The 18,029-nt window shown below is 54.7% G+C and carries 17 protein-coding genes; 8 read left to right on the top strand and 9 right to left on the bottom strand.

Annotated elements, in window-relative coordinates; genetic code table 11:
* Window positions 1-146 precede the first annotated feature (146 nt).
* Window positions 147-821: a DUF3800 domain-containing protein gene (locus tag ACEG18_RS03545; RefSeq protein ID WP_372541266.1), complete on the bottom strand. Its 675-nt coding sequence runs from the start codon at window positions 819-821 to the stop codon at window positions 147-149.
* A gap of 1,327 nt (window positions 822-2,148) precedes the next feature.
* Between ACEG18_RS03545 and ACEG18_RS03540 the strand changes: the two genes are divergently transcribed.
* From ACEG18_RS03540 to ACEG18_RS03525, 4 genes are all read left to right on the top strand, one after another.
* The gene (locus ACEG18_RS03540; protein WP_372541265.1) at window positions 2,149-3,702 is read left to right on the top strand and encodes an AlbA family DNA-binding domain-containing protein; all 1,554 of its coding nucleotides are present in this window, start codon (window positions 2,149-2,151) and stop codon (window positions 3,700-3,702) included.
* 543 nt (window positions 3,703-4,245) lie between these two features.
* On the top strand, window positions 4,246-4,485 hold the full coding sequence (locus tag ACEG18_RS03535; protein WP_372541264.1) for a hypothetical protein: 240 nt from the start codon (window positions 4,246-4,248) through the stop codon (window positions 4,483-4,485).
* A 5-nt stretch (window positions 4,486-4,490) separates the two neighbouring features.
* Window positions 4,491-6,746, top strand: coding sequence for a YecA family protein (locus tag ACEG18_RS03530; RefSeq protein ID WP_372541263.1), 2,256 nt, complete (start codon window positions 4,491-4,493; stop codon window positions 6,744-6,746).
* A 201-nt stretch (window positions 6,747-6,947) separates the two neighbouring features.
* Complete coding sequence (locus tag ACEG18_RS03525; RefSeq protein ID WP_372541262.1) at window positions 6,948-7,670, top strand: AAA family ATPase; 723 nt, start codon at window positions 6,948-6,950, stop codon at window positions 7,668-7,670.
* Window positions 7,671-7,772: 102 nt separating this feature from the next.
* Here the strand turns inward: ACEG18_RS03525 and ACEG18_RS03520 are convergent, their stop codons facing one another.
* From ACEG18_RS03520 to ACEG18_RS03510, 3 genes are all read right to left on the bottom strand, one after another.
* Window positions 7,773-8,192, bottom strand: coding sequence for a YjdF family protein (locus tag ACEG18_RS03520; protein WP_372541261.1), 420 nt, complete (start codon window positions 8,190-8,192; stop codon window positions 7,773-7,775).
* Between the two features lie 300 nt (window positions 8,193-8,492).
* Complete coding sequence (locus ACEG18_RS03515; RefSeq protein ID WP_372541260.1) at window positions 8,493-8,699, bottom strand: hypothetical protein; 207 nt, start codon at window positions 8,697-8,699, stop codon at window positions 8,493-8,495.
* A gap of 140 nt (window positions 8,700-8,839) precedes the next feature.
* Window positions 8,840-9,280, bottom strand: a complete 441-nt coding sequence (locus tag ACEG18_RS03510; RefSeq protein WP_372541259.1) for a MerR family transcriptional regulator — start codon at window positions 9,278-9,280, stop codon at window positions 8,840-8,842.
* Between the two features lie 187 nt (window positions 9,281-9,467).
* On the opposite strand from ACEG18_RS03510, the gene ACEG18_RS03505 reads away from it, so the two are divergent.
* Entirely contained in the window at window positions 9,468-10,232 is a 765-nt protein-coding gene (locus ACEG18_RS03505) for a carboxymuconolactone decarboxylase family protein (protein WP_372541258.1), read from the top strand.
* Here the strand turns inward: ACEG18_RS03505 and ACEG18_RS03500 are convergent.
* Window positions 10,229-10,519: a hypothetical protein gene (locus ACEG18_RS03500; RefSeq protein ID WP_372541257.1), complete on the bottom strand. Its 291-nt coding sequence runs from the start codon at window positions 10,517-10,519 to the stop codon at window positions 10,229-10,231. The two genes, ACEG18_RS03505 and ACEG18_RS03500, sit on opposite strands and share 4 nt — an antisense overlap.
* Window positions 10,520-10,589: 70 nt before the next feature.
* On the opposite strand from ACEG18_RS03500, the gene ACEG18_RS03495 reads away from it, so the two are divergent.
* Window positions 10,590-10,874, top strand: coding sequence for a hypothetical protein (locus ACEG18_RS03495; protein ID WP_372541256.1), 285 nt, complete (start codon window positions 10,590-10,592; stop codon window positions 10,872-10,874).
* A gap of 289 nt (window positions 10,875-11,163) precedes the next feature.
* On the opposite strand, the gene ACEG18_RS03490 is transcribed toward ACEG18_RS03495, so the two are convergent.
* Window positions 11,164-12,048, bottom strand: a complete 885-nt coding sequence (locus tag ACEG18_RS03490; RefSeq protein ID WP_372541255.1) for an LPXTG cell wall anchor domain-containing protein — start codon at window positions 12,046-12,048, stop codon at window positions 11,164-11,166.
* 320 nt (window positions 12,049-12,368) lie between these two features.
* Between ACEG18_RS03490 and ACEG18_RS03485 the strand changes: the two genes are divergently transcribed.
* Window positions 12,369-12,899 carry a flavodoxin family protein gene (locus ACEG18_RS03485; RefSeq protein WP_372541254.1) on the top strand — a complete coding sequence of 177 codons (531 nt, stop codon included), beginning with the start codon at window positions 12,369-12,371 and terminating at the stop codon, window positions 12,897-12,899.
* Window positions 12,900-13,007: 108 nt separating this feature from the next.
* On the opposite strand, the gene ACEG18_RS09705 is transcribed toward ACEG18_RS03485, so the two are convergent.
* Window positions 13,008-13,220, bottom strand: a complete 213-nt coding sequence (locus ACEG18_RS09705; protein WP_505442469.1) for a DUF8462 domain-containing protein — start codon at window positions 13,218-13,220, stop codon at window positions 13,008-13,010.
* Window positions 13,221-13,282: 62 nt separating this feature from the next.
* Between ACEG18_RS09705 and ACEG18_RS03475 the strand changes: the two genes are divergently transcribed.
* Window positions 13,283-14,491, top strand: coding sequence for an ATP-binding protein (locus ACEG18_RS03475; RefSeq protein WP_195404655.1), 1,209 nt, complete (start codon window positions 13,283-13,285; stop codon window positions 14,489-14,491).
* 93 nt (window positions 14,492-14,584) lie between these two features.
* Here ACEG18_RS03475 and ACEG18_RS03470 read toward each other — a convergent pair whose 3' ends face one another.
* Together ACEG18_RS03470 and ACEG18_RS03465 are read right to left on the bottom strand one after the other, a co-directional pair.
* Window positions 14,585-16,825 carry a DNA gyrase subunit A gene (locus ACEG18_RS03470; protein ID WP_372541252.1) on the bottom strand — a complete coding sequence of 747 codons (2,241 nt, stop codon included), beginning with the start codon at window positions 16,823-16,825 and terminating at the stop codon, window positions 14,585-14,587.
* A 45-nt stretch (window positions 16,826-16,870) separates the two neighbouring features.
* Window positions 16,871-18,029 (bottom strand): toprim domain-containing protein (locus ACEG18_RS03465; RefSeq protein ID WP_372541251.1); only part of this gene is annotated, 1,159 nt, incomplete at its 5' end.

The raw sequence follows: 18,029 nt of genomic DNA, 5'->3' as shown, positions 1-18,029 counted from the left end.
GCACTGTTCACGTCTGGGCCGATGTCGGCACCGATCATTGCCCGCGCTGCTCCTGCTTGCGCTTCAGCTTCCGCTGCTCGAAGCACGTCGCCCGGAGTTCCCCGCCAGAGGAGAGCTGACTGTTCCTTGCGAAATCGCGAGACCAGCTATATCCGCTTGCTGCGGGCTTGCTTGAGCCAGTTCCTCTTGAAAGAGCCTATACCTCCGAAGAACTTGTTGTACGTCTCACCGTTCTCCTTGGCTTCGTACTTGACCAAGGCAAGTTCGATAGTGCAGAGGTAATCCGCCACTTGTTCGAGGCGGTAGTCGGTCATCGAGGTCTTGCGGCGTCGGACGACCCCTTTTGAGAGGACCTTGCCCACCGAGCGGTCGAGCGCTTGCTTGACAATGTCCTGACCGTTGTCGTAATAGACCTTCACATCGTCGAAGGACTGGAAGAAGCCCAGGTGTTCAATCATGGCGGAGGAGATGTCGCGCCCCATGCGCTCCATTAGCCTTGCCGGGTCTTCGAACTGGCTGCGGCGGTAGACGAACGTGATATAGGAAATGGGAAGTTTGCGGACGAACGAGGAGAAGTAGGCGAGCATCACCTTGCGCTGCTCGATGTTAAGAAACTCATAATCCTTGTGCCCGTTCATGAGAGGCTCGGAGTGAAACGGAATGTTAGGGAGATCGGTCCTGGCAAGCTTGGCCTCATAGCCCGTGACCGCCTCGGCGATGCTGTCTGCCTGGTCGTGAAAGACGAGTGTGAGCAGATAGTAGCGAGCTTTGCCGCCGCGGTCGCCGCTCTCGTCGACGAAGATGCTGAGCTCCTTGGCCAATGGGGACTCCTAATGGAATGGATAAAAAAATAGCCGGGGGACTCCCCCGGCACTTGGAGGTAGCTCAATAAGCCACCAATAACCTTATAGCATGCTCTGACGGTGAGTGCAAGGGGGGGCGAGCCGGTACATGGCGTTGCGGCTGATGCGCAGCATCGCGCGCCTCGTCGGCGCCGAATATCGCGTTGGTCGATGCGATGGGCCTCACCTGGCTCCTGCTAGTGCTCTTGGTCATGGTCGTCCTCGAGCTCCTCTCGTCTCGAGGCTCCCTCGCGTGCCCGGCCGCGGGCGGCTCCCGGGGCGGTCGCCGCCGTCATTTCCTGCCGCTCCTCGACCCGATGTAGGCGTCCACGGACGCCCTCGAAACCAGGAGCTTCCTTCCGAGCCTGTACGAGTCGATTTCTCTCCCGACCAGATGAGGTCGTACGCCTTGTTTCGGCTCGCCCTCATGTACTCCTGCATCTTGATTACCGTCATCCATTCGCCGCGATCTTGGTTGCCCTCGGGCGCGGCGCATTCGGCTGTGCGTGCCATGATTCCCCCAATCTTCCCGTGTGGCACCGCGCGGGCACGCCGCACGACACCATGTGCCTTTTCGTCTGCGCGACGATTGAACCGCCTGATTGCGGTTGGCGCGCCCGACGGGGGCGGAGACGGGTCGAGGTGGGTCGAGCTGGTCGGGTCTCCACGAAACGGCCATGGGCCGCGTGCCTTAGCTGCGAGCTAAGTCCTTGAAAAGTAAAAGGCGCCCATGCGGGCGCCTGCTTAGAAGCGAGGTTGGTTCGGTTGTGGTTGGAATGCTTGTTTTCCGCGGTGCTGTCGTCCGGGGTCCGGCATCTGTCGTTCGCCTCTTCTGTCGTGTTTGATGTTGCGTGTTTTGCGAGCGACCTTGTGCGGGCCTGCCGGCCCGTTGCCCCAGATGCACCCAAATAAATGGTTCCCACCCATTGGGACGTGGGCACCGCGGGAGGGGCGTCTGGGCAAACTGGAACGGACGAGCGGGCATCGGTTTGTCAATCAGTGTGCTTTCTTGCGCAACGCTACAACTGGTCTTCGTTGTTTGAGCTGATAGTTTGCTTGCGCTCACCATGGCAATTACATGAAAGTGGTAATGATCAATACTTGATTTGACCGGATAGCATAGCAATGGTTCTCTAAGTAGCCAAAACGATGGGATAATGTCCAGTATTAACTTAGATGGGAGGACGTCTTTTGACTGATGCGTTGATGAAAGCGTTCTCTACGTATCAGTCGATTGGTGCCACCCACATGAACGAAATGAAGAGATTGTTTGTCGGGCATAGGGAATCGATAGGTTGGCGCATAGATGATCGTAGTAGACGGACGAACCGATAGAGAAAAACTTTTCGAGCTATTAAAATCTGGCGGTGAATGCAGCGAGCTCGATTTTAAGGAGACGCTAGATTTTTCCAAGAAGATCGATGAGCTCGATTTTGTAAAAGACGCTGTTTCGATGTGCAACCGTTATCCCGGTGGTTACATCGTCATTGGGGTGGACGATGATGGAAATCCATCGGCTAGAGCTGAAGATACCAACTGGACGCAATTTGATGGCGCGGTCTTAACAGACAAAATAAGAAAATATGTTCAGGCGCCTTTGACCGCCATCTCCCAATTACATGAGGTTGATGGACACACATACTGTTTGGTTTGCCTGTTAAGCCTCGAAGACGGGCTTCTCGTTCCTTTTTCGAAGCTCGGACAAACAGTAGATGGCAAAGGCCGTCAAATTGTCGTGTTTCGCGAGGGCGAAATAGTTAGGCGCGACGGAGCTCAGAATCGGCCCATTGAGTATTCACAGTGGGCAGAAATATTGAAGCAGCACGATGCTTGCGTGAGGAAAGACGAGAGCAAACGAATGGATACTCTCGTGGACAATATAATCGCCGTTCTTGGAGAGAAGGGTAAAACGCCGCCTCTCGTTTACGGCATGGATGAAGAAGCGCTTGTGCATTCGCTCGAAGCTTGCTTCGAGCAAAAGGAGAATGAGAAGCTTTCTCGCTTCATTTTTCAGGTCGCCGCAGAGTTTCAAGATGATGCAGATGCGATCAACAGCCTTGCCGGCATCGGAGCCTATGCCCTTAGCTATTGCAACGACTCGATATTTGAGAAGGCGGCAGATGCTCTCTACGACTGCTATGCCGCAATTGATGATAGCAAAGCGGACTCCGCTTCAAAAAGTCTAGCTGTGGCGGTTGCTTGTTACGAATTGGGCGCGCAGCTGGTTCGCATGAAAAGATGGGACCTAATTGCCCCCTTCGTCAACCGTCAATCTCCATCTCGCTCGTACTCCATATATGCATCCTGGATACGAGACTGCCAGGTTAGGGCTGTAAACGCCGGGCTTTTCAATGAAGCCGGCTCGGGGATGATGATTACAGTTGCCTTAGACAACGCCACGAATCATCCAATTGTGGCACCGGATTGCGGACTTAAAATGAGCAGTGACACTTCGGCGCATGAGAGATACCTCGATCTCCTATGCTCCTTTGACTTCCTTTACTGCTTATGCGTATTTGTTGCCGGGGTGGGTACTGGTCTCGCATATCCCGCCTGTTGCTTCTATTCCGAAAAGCGTATCTCTAATGTTGTCTCGCAAATCCTAGGAGGTAACCCAAAAGCACGACGAGAGCTCCTCCCCGACGATGATGATGACAAGATTGCCATGTGTCTAAGGGAGCTTTATCGGCTTGCAAGTAATGAATCGCTTCAGAAGGATAGCAAATATTACTGGGGATTCGATCCTTCTCGCGTGCTAAATAAGTTCTTACAGGATCATCCTGAGCGACTAGAAGAACGGCCTCCCGACATGTTTAGCTACAACAATCCTGATAGAGACCCCAATAGCATGAGCCATTGAGGTCCTTCGTGTGATGTTTCGGTCGTTTACCGCGGTTGTTTTTTCGTGTGCCGCTTGCCGCCAGTCAACTCACGAGGAAGCTACCCGAGACTACTCACTTTGCCCACCGATGGCAAAGACCTGCGACCTGGGGTTTGCAAACGGTGAGCGAGCCGCCCGCGTTGATTCACTTACGATTGCAGCTGGCGGCTTGCGCGCTAAAGGGATGTTGAGTTTCAAAACGGGCGTTTTCGGCGCTATCAAGCCTTCAAAGGCGGCCCACCGTGCCCTTTGGGACAAAACAAAAACTCAATGCCCTGAGTTTAAAAATAGTTTTTGAAGCTGTCCCAGCTTTTGTCCCCAAAGCCGACGAAACACGACATGGTGTTACTTGGCGGCACTCGGTTCGAGGCAGCACCAAAAACTGGGCGCAACTGGAATGACGGGACAGCAGAACTGAAGCCATCGAGTGGGAGTAACTTACCGTAAAAGCTGTATTAGTTTATGAGCTGATACAAGTAGTTTTGAAGTGGTTTTAACGCCCTCGTCGTACCCGAGGAGGTCTTGACGGGCTATGACATCAGGAACACCAACGAGGGCTTCAACTGCCTGCTTGATTTGCATTATATCTTTGGCGGGTATGCCTCGATGATTGGCGGCAAGCCTGCATGGCAGCTGTCCGATAGGTTTGGTCGCAGCAAGCTGGATAAGTTCGCCAGCGACTGGAACTTCGCTTGGGTTGAGTTGCAAAGTACCGGCGACAAAGCCGCCTATCAAAACTGGAAAGATCATTGTGAGGGGTAAGTTTGATGAGAAACGAATTAAAGGCCATTGCGCCGATCAAAATGGAATGCCTTGCTAAGGAAATCAACGAATGCATCGAATCAATCAGAAGCTATATTCAGATTGACCAGCAAGAAATCTTACTGATGGCCGTTACCGATATTTCTAGTTTCAGCAACCCCTCTCTCGAAGGCAACATTCTTATTTACAAGCAAGATGACTTGCCATCTCGCCCTGTCGAATACTTGCAAAGCCTTATCGCCTCAACGAATAATACGATTCGCCTTCATGTCACGGACGAGGATATCGATCGGCTCGCCCACCAATACCTGCACGATCAGGAAATGTTGTTTGAAAAAACGACACAATATTTGATGTATCGGGAATTGGCGCTCGACGATGAAAGCGAAACTAGCCGCGTGGCCTTTGAAGCCCAAATGATGCGCATGGTTAGGGGAAATAGATACCGCTTCCTTCAAATTGACTATATTCGACCGCTAATACGCGTTCACGAAAGCGAATTCCAAAAGCTGTTTGGCATCTCTGCAAATATCGTGATTGACGGTTATAGAAAGCTCGAAAAAGCACTGTCGAACGGAAGACTTGAAGGCTTGGCAACTTTGAGGAAGCTCTTTGAGAAGGCTGGTTCAGCGGAGGAAATCGACTTTTCGAAAATTCTTGAGGAGGATTCGGAAGCCGCTGAGGAGGCATCCCTTGAAGCGTTTTCCGTGCATCATTTCAATGTTAAACGAATCACAAACTGGCCAAAAACGTTTATAGACGCTCTGTCGTTCGCTCCTGGCGAGGGTCATTTCTTCGAAGAAGAGGAAATGCAGTATTGGCCTGTCATCACGCCTCCTATTGTCGATAGGCCCTTCATCACACTAAACGGGGAAACCTATTGTTTCGACTACTATTCGCTTACCGACAACTTCTATAGAGCAATCCAGAAAGCAATTCTGCGTCTCGACCCCAGCTATTCAGAACAGTGGCAGCAAAATCAAAAAGAAGCCAGTGAAAGCATGGTCGAATCCGTTTTCAAGGAAATGCTTCCTGGATGTATTTCATATGCCGACAATTGTTATGGAAGCAAAAAGCATCGGAACGAGAATGATCTTTTGGTCGTCTACAGAGATGCACTCTTGATAATCGAGGTCAAAGCGGGCCGTTTTACCGACGCTCCGCCAGTGTCTGACTTCAATTCGCACATTAAACACTACAAAGATCTGATACAGAAATCGAATAGCCAGTGCGTGAAGATGAGAGATTACGTTAGCAATTCTGGTGCTGAACTTGTTCTATACGACCAGCGTATGCAACCGAAAGCGACTCTTGACATCTCGAATGTTAATAGCATTTTCTGCCTTTCAGTGACGATAGAGAACATCAACACTTATGCGGCGCGTGCTGAAAAGCTTGAATTCTTGAATTTGGAAGCGGGCGTGTCCTGCATTGCCATCGACGACCTTATGACCTATAGAGAATACTTCGAGAACCCTCTTGAATTTCTCCATTTTCTCAAGCAAAGGGAGATTGCGTCTCTCAACAAAAGGCTTGCCCTGAATGATGAGTTTGACCATCTCGGCATGTACATTGCCCACAACCGCTACTCCCTCGAAGTCGACAGCATTCCTGAAATGGGAAACCTGTACATGACAGGTTATAGGGAAGATCTGGATAGTTATTTTGAGAGAGTTGGCACACCTTTGCCTCAGCTCGAGAAACCCCGACAAAACATGCCGAAGCGTTTCCGCGAGATTATCGACGTATTGCTCAACTCCAGCAATCCCCAGGCCGTCAGTATATCTTCGTACCTCCTTGATTTCTCCAGCGAAGCTCGTCAGCAACTTTCAGACGGTATAGACATGGCTCTAAGGCGACAAGCTAACACCGGTAGACAATGCGCTCTCTCATTCTCGGGCACGGAAGAGTCGATTCACATGACCTACTTCGTCTTTCAAGATGAACTGTATGATGCGCAAACAGACCAAGAGATGTTCGATTATGTCGCTTCTCTCCTTCTTGCCAATAACGAGAACGAGCGCATGATGGCTTTTTTCCGATTCGATGCAAATTACGCTTTGCAAAGCGTTGGCGCCCGTTCGATTAACATTGATCAAATCCCTCCGAGCCGAATTAACGAGCTGAAAAGCCGTGGCGAGCAAATGGGTGACTTCAGGGTTGCCAAACACAAGAAGGAACACGGAAAAATTGGTCGAAATCAACCCTGTCCTTGTGGAAGCGGAAAGAAGTACAAAAAGTGCCATGGGCGAAACAATTAAATTGGTTTCCAAATGGTTCCTAGATCCTGAAACCTTGGTGCCAGAATTAGTCGCAGTTTGTCCCCAGGTGCCACCATGGACCAGTGGATATACGAATTGAGCAAGAGAGAGGGAATAGGGATTTCCTTAGTTATGGGGGTATAAATCATTTGATCGATAAAGAATACCCCGATAAACCACTAATTTGATACGCCGGCTCCAATGAAGATCGGAGCCGGCGTTCGTTTGTTCACTAGGGAAAACTACCTGAATAAGATTCGCGGCTTCTGCCATGACGATGGAATGATCAGGGTCATCACCGGCGTCCGTCGCTGCGGCAAGTCCTGCCTCATGCGGTGCATCGCCGAAGAGCTGAGGCCCGAAGGCGGCTTCTCCATCTTCATCACCGGGTCAAACTCCTATCTGCTTCCGGGTGAGATAGCCACGAAGCTGAGCGGGCGCTACATCGAATTCGGGATGAAGACGCTGGACTTCAGCGAGTATTGCCAGATGAAGCACTTCTTTGAACTGCCCGTGAACCCGGGCCCGGTCACGGAATTCGACGCCTGCATCCTCGAGGGCGGCCTCCCGAAAGCAATGGATTACTCCGGACTCACCGACAACCGCATCAACTACGGGCCCGTGCTGGAGAACATCGTCTATCGCTACGCCCGCGCACAGGGCTGCAAGGTCAGTGTCGGACGCATCGGAAAGCTGGAATGCGACTTCATCCTCAGAAACCCGGAGATGGGCTACACATACATTCAGGTTGCAATGACCATCATGGCAGATCGGTCCACCGAAGAGCGTGAATACCGCCCCTTCGAACAGATCAGAGACAACTACCCCAAGTACCTGTTGACACGAAGCGATCCTATCCAGCAAAGGGACGGCATCATCCATGCCAATATCCCCGAGTTCATGCAGGAGGGGAGGACCTTCTAGATGAGATGGAGATTGACCGTTGACGGGCGGCGCAATAGATGGCGGTGTCGGTTTCAAGTGGAACCGACACTGCTTCTGCATGAGGCTTGCCGCAAATGGCGATCAATGCCCGCGATGCTTCTGCTTGCGCTTCAGCTTCCGCTGCTCGAAGCGCGCCTCTGCCTCGTTCGCGCGGCTTTGGCTTCTTGCGCGGACCGACTCCCGTTTCATTGCCTCCCGCTGACTCGCGAGTGCTTGCTGCGCCTTCGTGCCCATTGCCGGTTGCTTAAGGGCCCTCGACGCCTCGCGGGCGCGTCTCTTGGGGTTCTTCGCGGGCTTGCTCGCCTCGGTCGGATCGTCGCCGAAGAACGTGAGCTTCGCCCATTTGCCTGTAATGAATTGCAGGATTTCCTCATTGGATGGCTCTGCGCCGAAGACGATGCGGGCGACGCCGTATCTGCCGTCCTCGACGCGCTCCGCCAGCCCGACCCAAAACTGGCCGTCGTGATATACGGTCAGGGTGGACGACACGCTGATCTGCATGGTTGATTCCTCCTTTATGTAGATGACCATGCAGAGAAGGGACAACCAAGGAGGCAGGTTACTGATGCGGACTCCCGCACGCCCACGACTGCCCGACGGGGACTGTGTTTTCATCTCTGGTGCCCGTATTGTAGCACGCGCAAATGTATGTCGATATCGCTGCTGACATGGTGCGACCGGGATGCGCTCCTCGGGATTCTTGCTGGTCATCCACTAGAAGGGGTACTTGATAATTCCCTGCGTGTCGTATTCCGCACCCAATTAATAGTGGACGCCGCGCTTGTCCTCCCAAGGCTTTTATCATTTCTCGAAACGCTCTCCCGCATAGTTGAAACCCGCGACCGCGCCGGCGACGACGCGCTCCGCGTCCGCAATCACGCATTTAAGATCGCAGACGACGGTCGGCGCGCCATAGAAGCCGTTCTTGATGGAGGGGTCGTCGATGACGCTTGGCTGCTCGGAGCTGACGCGGTTGCCGATCAAATTGCCCCTGTCGAAGCAAGCCATGTTCTCTAACAGAATAGGTGCAGGCGATTTCTTTGTGGGCGATATAGCAAACACGGATAGAGCCCAAGGAGCAGAAGCGGCATTCGCACTCCTACCCAAAAAACGACTCCTTGCCTAAGCCCCTTGAGTATCGGACAGCACTACCGAGTGTGAGCGTTTTCGTAGGCCCTTTTGATTTCTTTCGGCAAGCCGTCGGGAATCATGGCCTTCAGCTCGGCCTCGTTGTCGCCTTGATTCAGCTGCTCGTAGTACCAGCATTTGAACTTCAGCATGTCCAGCGCACGGTTCATCTTCGCGATCTCCGATTCCATGTGGGCCTTCCGCTCCTCGAACATGGCCTTGCGCTGGGGGTATGTTGACGGACCCTCCGCGCACCATTCCATGAACAGCCGGATGTCCTTGATCTCCATTCCAGCCTTCTTCAGGCATTCGATGACCCGAAGTGCCTCGAGTTCCTTATCACTAAATCGGCGAATGCCGGATGCCCGCTCCAATCCCGGGAACAATCCCTGCTTGTCGTAATATCGCAGCGTTGAAGTGGGCAAACCGAACATTTCCGCCACCTGTCCGATTGTGTACATGGCTCCTCCGAATAAATCTCGAGTTCACTCCTTGACCTAAAGTCAGGTTTAGGTATTACCTTCATTCTCATTAATACAAATCGGGAGCGCAAGGGGTGTTCCGTAATGGGCATGGGAATCTAGCCGGACTGCTTGGCAGCGCGGAAGCAGATTTGTGCCTAATACCATCGACAGGAGGAAATAGATTATGGCAATTAAGCAGACGGCGGGCAGAGATGCCCTGGGGGAGTTCGCTCCCAAATTCGCACAGCTCAATGACGATGTGCTGTTCGGTGAGGTGTGGAGCCGGGAGAGTGAGCTCTCCCTGCGCGACCGCAGCGTGGTGACGGTGGTGGCCCTAATGGCGCAGAGGCTGACGGACTCTTCGTTCCAATATCATCTGATGTCCGCGAAGAATAACGGCGTGACCAGGGCGGAGATAGCGGAAATCCTTACGCACGCGGCGTTTTACGCGGGTTGGCCCAAGGCATGGGCGGCCTTCCGCATGGCGAAGGAGGTCTGGGCGGATGACGATGCCGCCGACGCAAAGGCACGGCACCAAAACGAGATGGCTTTCCCCATCGGTGTCCCCAACGACGCGTTCGCGAAGTACTTTATCGGTCAAAGCTACCTCGCGCCCCTTTCCACCGAGCAGGTTGGCGTCTACAACGTGACGTTCGAGCCCGGCTGCCGCAACAACTGGCACACCCATCACGCCAAAAGCGGCGGCGGGCAGATCCTCGTCTGCGTGGCTGGCCGAGGGTTTTACCAAGAATGGGGAAAGTCGGCACAGGAGCTGCGCCCCGGCGACGTGGTCAACATCGCCCCGGGAGTGAAGCACTGGCACGGCGCCGCGCCTGACAGCTGGTTCTCGCATCTGGCGTTGGAGGTTCCGGGCGAGGAGACCTCTAACGAGTGGTTGGAGCCTGTGGACGACGACGCGTACCTTAAAGCGACCAACAAGGAGGCTTAAGCACCGTCGCCCGTCCGCGTCACCGAGAGCAGGGCGCCCAAATCGGCCTGGATCGCCTCTGCCTTGCTTCCAAGCTGCAATGGGGCTGAGTCGCCCGTGATGTTGACGCTCAACAGGTGCGCATCCGGCAGCTTCGCGGTCATGCTCCAGAACGGGAGCGTGATGATGCCAGGGGTCATTTCGCCCACGCCGAGCTCCAGCAACAGCATGCGGCCATTGCCGCGCTCGCTCACAAAGCGCTCGTATCGCTCGAGGTTCTCGCGCGAAGGCCGGGGCCATATCGCCATCAACGAGAATCGTCTCGCACGAAGCATCGAGCGCCATGGTCTGGCTGTAGTTGAGCACGGTGCACGTGGTGTGTTCGCAGGCGTTTGCGATCTGAGCGAGCATGTGCTTTATGACGCCGTTGCGCAATCCCACGCCCAGTTCAAGGAAAAGAATCTTCTGATGCGCGTGCGCATCGAACCAGTCGGATACCTTGCGGTACTGCTCTTTGTCCACAGCGTTCAGGGAAATCTAGCGGTCAACCGCCTGCTCGGTTGGAGGCGAGGGCCCGAGTTCGCCCACGCCCAGGAGCTGCTCAGCGCCTATTCCGAAGGGGGCATGCGGGCGGTATCGACTCGTCACGATTTCCGTAGTTGATCTTGACTGTGGACTCCTTACAAGTCTTGCTCGAGATCGAGCGGAGACTGGGCCCTGCCGAATCGGAGCTATGGCGACCAAAAATGTTGCCAGAAGACGCCGTCGACGCTGTTTGCGATGGGGCAGAGCTCGATGGCGGTTCGGCACAGTCTGTTTCATCGGTTTCGCGGGGCGTTGATGGCGTGAAGGCGACTGTTGGAAAAGCTCATTTCCGTGGGGAAGAAACTTCTCGGTGAGTAAAGCTCATCGGAGCGGGGATGAGCTTTGTCTGCGGGGTACGAAATGCTGGCTAGCGGTTGCGACGCCTTGTTGCAGAAATGCCAACTGCCGCAACTACAGCACCGGCAACACTCAGGGCGGCAGCCATCGCACCGTTGTCGCCCGTCGCGGGTAGGGTGGCCCCGGCTGGTTTAACCGCCGCTACTGCCTTGGTGGAAACGGGATTTGCCGTGGGCTTTTTTGCATTGGGCTGCGGTGTGGGCTCGGGCTTGGTTTCCGGTTCGGGTTTGGAACTGCTCGTATCGGTTGCAATCAAGTGCACGTCACTGTCGAAGACGTAACGGATGTAGTAATCGTGCCGCGTCTCGTGCATAATCCCCTGCCCGCTGTCGAAGTCACGGTCAACGTGTGTGCCAAGGTAGGTTGAGCTGTTGAGGTTCAGCCTGTAAGGGATTTGGTCGTCGGCGTAACTGCCTGTAAAGACTACGGTTGCTCTAACGTGATTGTCGATCATGGTCAGGGCAATAGAGACGCTGGCCTCTTTGGGGTTCTCGGTTTTTATAAGGCTTTCGGTATCGGTGTCGATCTTGAAGAGATGGACGGTGTCGTTAAGCTCGTAGATGAAGTCCTCGGGTTTGTCTGGAAAATCGTATACAAGAGCCTCGTTCTGGACCAACTCAAAAGCAGGGGGTAGCTCCAAATCGTAGTAATGATCGACGACGGTGGTTGCTGTGAGGCTGCCTTCCGCGTTGACTTCTTCGCAGGTGATGGGTGCTGCGACATCGGGTTCGGGCATTTCGGTCGCCAGTGCTGCGCAGGGTAGCAAAAGCTGCCCTGCCATAAGAATGCTTACTCCGAAGGCGACGACTCTGGCGCCTGCATGAAGCTTGACGTTGCGGATAGACAGGCCAGTGCGTTTGTTATGGGTTTGCGGTGCAACATGCTGTCCATACATAAGGCGCTCCTTGTTCGTAGGCCGGTTTCCTTGGATCTATATTGCGCCTGCCCGATTCGGCCAGGCTCATACACGCGAACGCTCACGCGAGCAGGAGAAAGCTCTAGTTAATTTTCCCACAGTCGACACTTTGCGGCCAACGATTTGCTGTTCAATTCTCGGAGAGAGAATCAAGACAGTTGAGGAGTTGTCAGGCAATGAGATTGTGCCTAGAGAGCGCGAACGGGAGATGTGGTCTGCGGACGACTGGATAGCTCCATCCGTTTTGGTTACAACGAAATGTGTGCCGCGCGCCTGCGGCATGAAAGAGAGGGAATCCTATGAATATCATTGTGTTGAGCGGCAGCCCGCGTAAGGGCGCCAATACCGATACCATGGTCGAGGCGTTTGCCGAGACCGCGCTCGAGGCCGGCCATACGGTCGAGGTCATCCGCGTTGCCGGCAAGAAGATCGCCGGCTGCTTGGGATGCCAGTACTGCTTCGCCCATGAGGGCGTCTGCGTGCAGAAGGATGACATGGCCGACGTGATCGAGTCGCTGAAAGACGCAGATATGGTCGTCTTCGCCTCGCCTATCTACTGGTTTGATATCACCGCGCAGGAGAAGGCCGCCATCGACCGCCTGTACGCCTTCGGTGCCACGGGATTCCCGTTCACCAAGGTGGCCCTTTTGCTCGATAGTCACAGCGAGGGTGTCTATGACGCGGCGATCGCCATGTACAAGTCAACCTGCGCATACTGCAAGTGGGAGGACCGGGGCATTGTCACCATCAGCGGTATGACCGAGCGCGACAGCATGGCCTCCTCGCCCAAGCTGGAAGAGGTGCGAGAGCTCGCCCGCAAGCTCGCCTAAGGGCAAGAAGAGCGCATGGCAATCAGCACTAGCGGAAATGCTTGCTGCCCTTACCAAGAAGAGTGCTGATTGCCATGCGCTGATGCCCTTTCGGACAATCTCGGCGTGCTAGGAGGCCTTCTCGCTCAGGAACTCCCTGAATGCGGGGATGTCGAAGCCGACGAGGCCACGTCCACGTTTCCCGATAACGCCGTCCTCGAGGAGGCGGCGCTTGTACTGGCTTGCGTAGTTGCTGGCGACGCCCATACGCTTGGCGATCTCCGAGACCCTGCTGGATCCAGAATCAGGCAGAAGATTGTGAGTGAAAATCGGGAGTAGCACTCCCGATTTTGACCAATTAACGTTTGTACGAGATAATAGGCTCCATAACGGGAGGCGATTCTATGTACATCGAGCGCGAAATTGAACAGACGATAGATTCGATGCTGGGACAGGGAAAAGTTGTCCTGGTGACCGGAGCGCGCCAAGTTGGGAAGACGACGGTTCTCAAGCAACATCTAGGCGACCGATTCGACTATGTTTCGATGGAGAACCCGCGGGATTATCTTCTTGCAAAAGAGGATGCCGCCCTGTTTTTCGAGTCTCATGATTTGCCGATCATCATTGATGAGATTCAGCGCGTGCCTGAGCTTTTTTCTCCGGTGAAGTGGGTTGTCGATCAATCAGAGGAGAAGGGCCGAATCGTCCTCACGGGATCCCAGACATATCACCTCATGAAAGGGGTGAGCGAATCTTTGGCGGGGAGGATTAGAATTCTGGAGATGCCCTCTTTAAGCTTGCGAGAGCTTGTTGGTGGTTCCCAGGGCCCTCGTCCGTATATCCCCAAAAAGGTTTCCTTGGCCTCTAAGATGTCTTCGGGAAATATTTGGAACATCATCCATAGGGGTTCGATGCCCGAACTGCAAGACCCAAATATCGATTGGGACTCCTATTATTCCGACTACGTTGCCGCATATCTCGAACGCGATGTTCGCGATCTTGTAAACGTGAAGGATGAGGCGAAGTTCTACAGCTTTATGGTCGCGTGCGCAGCGAGAACGGGGCAACTGTTAAATGCCACCGATATTGGAAACACCGTTGACGTCGACCGTAAGACGGTGAAGGCTTGGCTCTCGGTTTTGCAGGCGTCGAACATCGTTCGGATTGTCGAGCCCTTTTGGCCTAATGTCGATAAGCGTCTGACCAAGACCCCTAAGATATTCTTTATGGATACAGGTCTTGTTTGTCATCTAACGAGGTGGATAACGCCGGAGCAATTGCGCAACGGGGCCGCGGCGGGGCATATATTTGAGACGTTCGTTGTCTCGGAAATTTTGAAGAGCTTTATGAACGCGGGGAAGAGCCTTCGCGACGTATGGTTCTATCGAGACCAAAAGAAGCGCGAAATTGATTTGCTCATTCAAGAGGGCCATATTCTCCATCCCGTCGAGGTGAAGATGTCAGCCACGGTGGGCAAAGATGCAGTAAAGAATTTTTCCTGTCTCGAGGGCCTGACCGGCTATGAAATTGGGTTTGGACACGTTGTCTGTCAAACCCCGGATCCATACCTTATTACCAAGGATGTCCAAGCGATTCCCGTGTGGGGCATATGATATACGTTGCAACGAGCGGGGCCCGGAGCGCGATGTTGCTGCGCTCCGGGCCCCGCTGCTTTGTAAAACCATGACGGTTTGGCCACCGTTGTTTTAGTCAAACAAACTTGGCATGTCGTTTTCCTTCATGAGGGCACCGGCGGAGGGCAGGCTCTGCGCGGTGAACTTTTCGGCCGAGACGCCAGCGCCAAGGATGTCCTCGGTTGTGCCGACAGTGGTGACCGAGCGGCCCTTCTTGGCCGTGAAAGCCTGGACGCCCTGCGTGTTGGTGGTCGTCTTGGTCTTGAGCAGCGACGTGTTGAAGTTCATCAAACGATAGTCGCTCGAGACCAGCGCGATGTCGCGGTCTTCCTTGAGCACCTGGGCATACAGCAGCTTGCTGCCACCGTAGATGGCGTTCTTGAGGCGCTTGCGGTTGGTCTTGGTGACGTATCCAGAAAGCGCGACGCGCACCACGCGGCCGTTCTCAAAGACAAAGAGCACGTCGGCCTTGTAATCCTCGGGGTCGATGATCCAAATCACGCTCTCATCGGGTTCCATCTCAAGATCGGTCGGCAGGTACGAGCCCAGCTGGGCCGACTTGGTGTCCTCAAACGCTGCAACCTTGCACTTGTACACCTGGCTCTTGTTGGTAAAGACCAGCAGCTCGTGGGTGTTGGAGGACGGGAACTCGATAAAGGGTTTGTCGCCGTCCTTGTACTTGAGCGTGGTCGCCTTCTTGAGCACGCGGTCCGTCATCTTCTTAAGGTAGCCATCGCGCGAGAGCATGATGGTGACCGGGTACTCCTCGACCTCGGGCTCCAGGCTCACCTCGATGACCTCATGGGGCTCAATCCTGCCCGTGCGGCGCGGCATCACGTACTTCTTGTTGACCGCGGCCAGCTCGTCGCTGATGACTTTCTTGATGTTCTCCTCGCTGGAGAGGATCTCCTCAAGTTCGGCAATCTCGCCCTCAAGCTTGGCAATGTCCTTGGTGCGGTTGAGGATGTACTCCTCGTTGATGTTGCGGAGCTTGAGCTCGGCAACAAACTCGGCCTGGGTCTCGTCGATGTCGAAACCCTTCATAAGGTTGGGCACGACCTCGGCCTCGAGCTTGGTGCCGCGGATGATGGCGATCGCCTTGTCGATATCGAGCAAGATTGCCTCAAGGCCGTGCAGCAGGTGCAGGCGCTCGGACTTTTTGCCCAGGTCAAAGTTAATGCGGCGGCGCGTGGACTCAATACGCCACTTGACCCACTCGTGCAGGATCTGGCGCACGCCCATAACGCGGGGATAGCCGTCGACGAGCACGTTGAAGTTGCACGAGAACGAATCCTGCAGCGTGGTCGAGCGATAGAGCTTCGCCATGAGCTTGTCGGGGTCGACGCCGCGCTTAAGGTCGATGGCGATGCGCAGGCCCGAGAGGTCGGTCTCGTCGCGGATGTCAGCGATCTCCTTGACCTTGCCCTCCTTGGAGAGCTTGACGATGCGCTCGATGATGACATCGGTCTTGGTGGTGTAGGGGATCTCGTACACCTCGATGATGCGCTCTTCGGGAATCCAGCGCCAGCGGGAGCGAATCTGGAAGCTGCCGAGGCCGGTCTCGATGATCTTTTCCATCTCCTCGCGGCGGTAGATGATCTCGCCGCCGGTCGAGAAGTCGGGCATGGGCATGTACTCGAGCAAGTCGCAGTTGGGATCCTGCAGGTAGTGCATCGTGGCGGTGCAGACCTCGTTGAGGTTGAAACCGCAGATATCGGACGCCATGGCGACGCCGATGCCCTTGTTGGCCGAGACGAGGATATTGGGGAACGTGGTGGGCAGCAGGCGCGGCTCCTTCATGGCGCCGTCGTAGCTGTCGACGAAGTCGACCGGGTCTTTGTCGATGTCCTTGAAGATCTCGGCGCTGATGGGGGAGAGCTTGGCCTCGGTATAGCGCGAGGCGGCGTAGCTCAGGTCGCCCGAATAGTACTTGCCAAAGTTGCCCTTCGACTCCACGAAGGGGGCGAGCAGCGCCTCGTTGCCGGTGGCCAGGCGCACCATCGTCTCGTAGATCGCGGCATCGCCGTGTGGGTTGAGCTTCATGGTCTGGCCCACGATGTTGGCGCTCTTCTGGCGCTCGCCCTTGAGCAGGCCCATCTTGTACATGGTGTAGAGCAGCTTGCGGTGCGAGGGCTTAAAGCCGTCAATCTCGGGAAATGCACGCGAGACGTTGACGCTCATGGCGTAGGGCATGTAGTTGACCTCGAGCGTCTGCGTGATCGGCTGGTCGGTGACCTCGGAGTGCAGGCCGATGACGTTCTCGGCGTTAACCTGCTTTTTCTTTGGCTGGTTCTTCGTCTTCTTCTTTGCCACGATATCCTCTTGAACTTCTTATGGGCCGTCGTTATCTATTAGCTGCTATTGCAGGTCCAGCTGGTCCAGATATTCCTTGCCGTGCTCGGAGATATGGCGCTTACGGCCCGCCTCGTCGTTGCCCAGCAACAGGTTGAACATGGTCTCCATCTTGGTGACGTCCTCGGGCTCCACCTTGATCAGGCGGCGCGTCTCGGGGTTCATGGTGGTGAGCCACATCATGTCCGGATCGTTTTCACCAAGACCCTTGGAGCGGTTGATCGAGCACTTCTGGTCGCCGATCTCCTTAAGGATGCCGTTTTTCTCGAGCTCGGTGTAGGCAAAGTAGGTCTTCTCTTTGCAGTTGATCTCGTAGAGCGGCGACTCAGCGATATAGACGTAGCCCTCGTCGATAAGCGTGGGCACCAGTCGATAGAGCATGGTGAGTACGAGCGTGCGGATGTGGTAACCGTCGACGTCGGCGTCCGTACAGATGATGACTTTGTTCCAGTTGAGGTTGTCTAGGTCGAAGGCACCAAGGTTTTTGATGCGCTTGTCCTTGATCTCCACACCGCAGCCCAGCACGCGCATGAGGTCCATGATGATGTCGGACTTAAAGATGCGCGGATAATCTTCCTTTAGGCAGTTGAGGATCTTGCCGCGGACGGGCATAACGCCCTGGAACTCAGCATCGCGCGAGGTGCGAATGGCGCCTGCTGCCGAGTCGCCCTCTACGATGTAGATCTCGCGACGGTCCTTGTCCTTGGAGCGGCAGTCGATGAACTTCTGCACGCGGTTGGCCATGTCGGTCTTCTGCTGCAGGTTGGTTTTGATGCTCTGGCGCGTCTTCTCGGCGTTCTCGCGCGAACGCTTGTTGATGAGCACCTGCTCCATGATCTTGTTGGCAGCGTCTTTGTTCTCGATCAAGTAGGTCGAGAGGCGCTCCTTAAAGAAGGCAGTCATGGCCTGCTGGATAAAGCGGTTGTTGATGGCCTTCTTAGTCTGGTTTTCGTAGGACGTCTGGGTGGAGAAGCAGTTGGTCACCAGCACCAGGCAGTCCTGGACGTCCTGCCATTTGATGCCGCTCTCGTTTTTGTTGTACTTGCCCTGTTGCTTGATGTAGGCGTCGATGGCGCTAGTCAGAGCACTGCGGGCCGCCTTCTCGGGCGAACCGCCGTTCTCGAGCCATGACGAGTTGTGGTAGTACTCCTGCATCATGAAGGTG

Origin of the sequence: Collinsella aerofaciens (assembly GCF_041537385.1) — a bacterium.
Classification (GTDB): domain Bacteria; phylum Actinomycetota; class Coriobacteriia; order Coriobacteriales; family Coriobacteriaceae; genus Collinsella; species Collinsella aerofaciens_BV.
This window is presented reverse-complemented; position numbering and strand designations above follow the sequence as displayed.

Excerpts from the sequence above, each read along its gene's own strand:
- ACEG18_RS03515 (WP_372541260.1), bottom strand. The coding sequence starts at position 8,699 with ATGGCTTGCTTCGACAGGGGCAATTTGATCGGCAACCGCGTCAGCTCC.
- ACEG18_RS03485 (WP_372541254.1), top strand. The coding sequence starts at position 12,369 with ATGAATATCATTGTGTTGAGCGGCAGCCCGCGTAAGGGCGCCAATACC.
- ACEG18_RS03510 (WP_372541259.1), bottom strand. The coding sequence starts at position 9,280 with ATGTACACAATCGGACAGGTGGCGGAAATGTTCGGTTTGCCCACTTCA.
- ACEG18_RS03505 (WP_372541258.1), top strand. The coding sequence starts at position 9,468 with ATGGCAATTAAGCAGACGGCGGGCAGAGATGCCCTGGGGGAGTTCGCT.
- ACEG18_RS03490 (WP_372541255.1), bottom strand. The coding sequence starts at position 12,048 with ATGTATGGACAGCATGTTGCACCGCAAACCCATAACAAACGCACTGGC.
- ACEG18_RS03540 (WP_372541265.1), top strand. The coding sequence starts at position 2,149 with ATGATCGTAGTAGACGGACGAACCGATAGAGAAAAACTTTTCGAGCTA.
- ACEG18_RS03500 (WP_372541257.1), bottom strand. The coding sequence starts at position 10,519 with ATGGCGATATGGCCCCGGCCTTCGCGCGAGAACCTCGAGCGATACGAG.
- ACEG18_RS03530 (WP_372541263.1), top strand. The coding sequence starts at position 4,491 with ATGAGAAACGAATTAAAGGCCATTGCGCCGATCAAAATGGAATGCCTT.
- ACEG18_RS03520 (WP_372541261.1), bottom strand. The coding sequence starts at position 8,192 with ATGCAGATCAGCGTGTCGTCCACCCTGACCGTATATCACGACGGCCAG.
- ACEG18_RS03525 (WP_372541262.1), top strand. The coding sequence starts at position 6,948 with ATGAAGATCGGAGCCGGCGTTCGTTTGTTCACTAGGGAAAACTACCTG.
- ACEG18_RS03475 (WP_195404655.1), top strand. The coding sequence starts at position 13,283 with ATGTACATCGAGCGCGAAATTGAACAGACGATAGATTCGATGCTGGGA.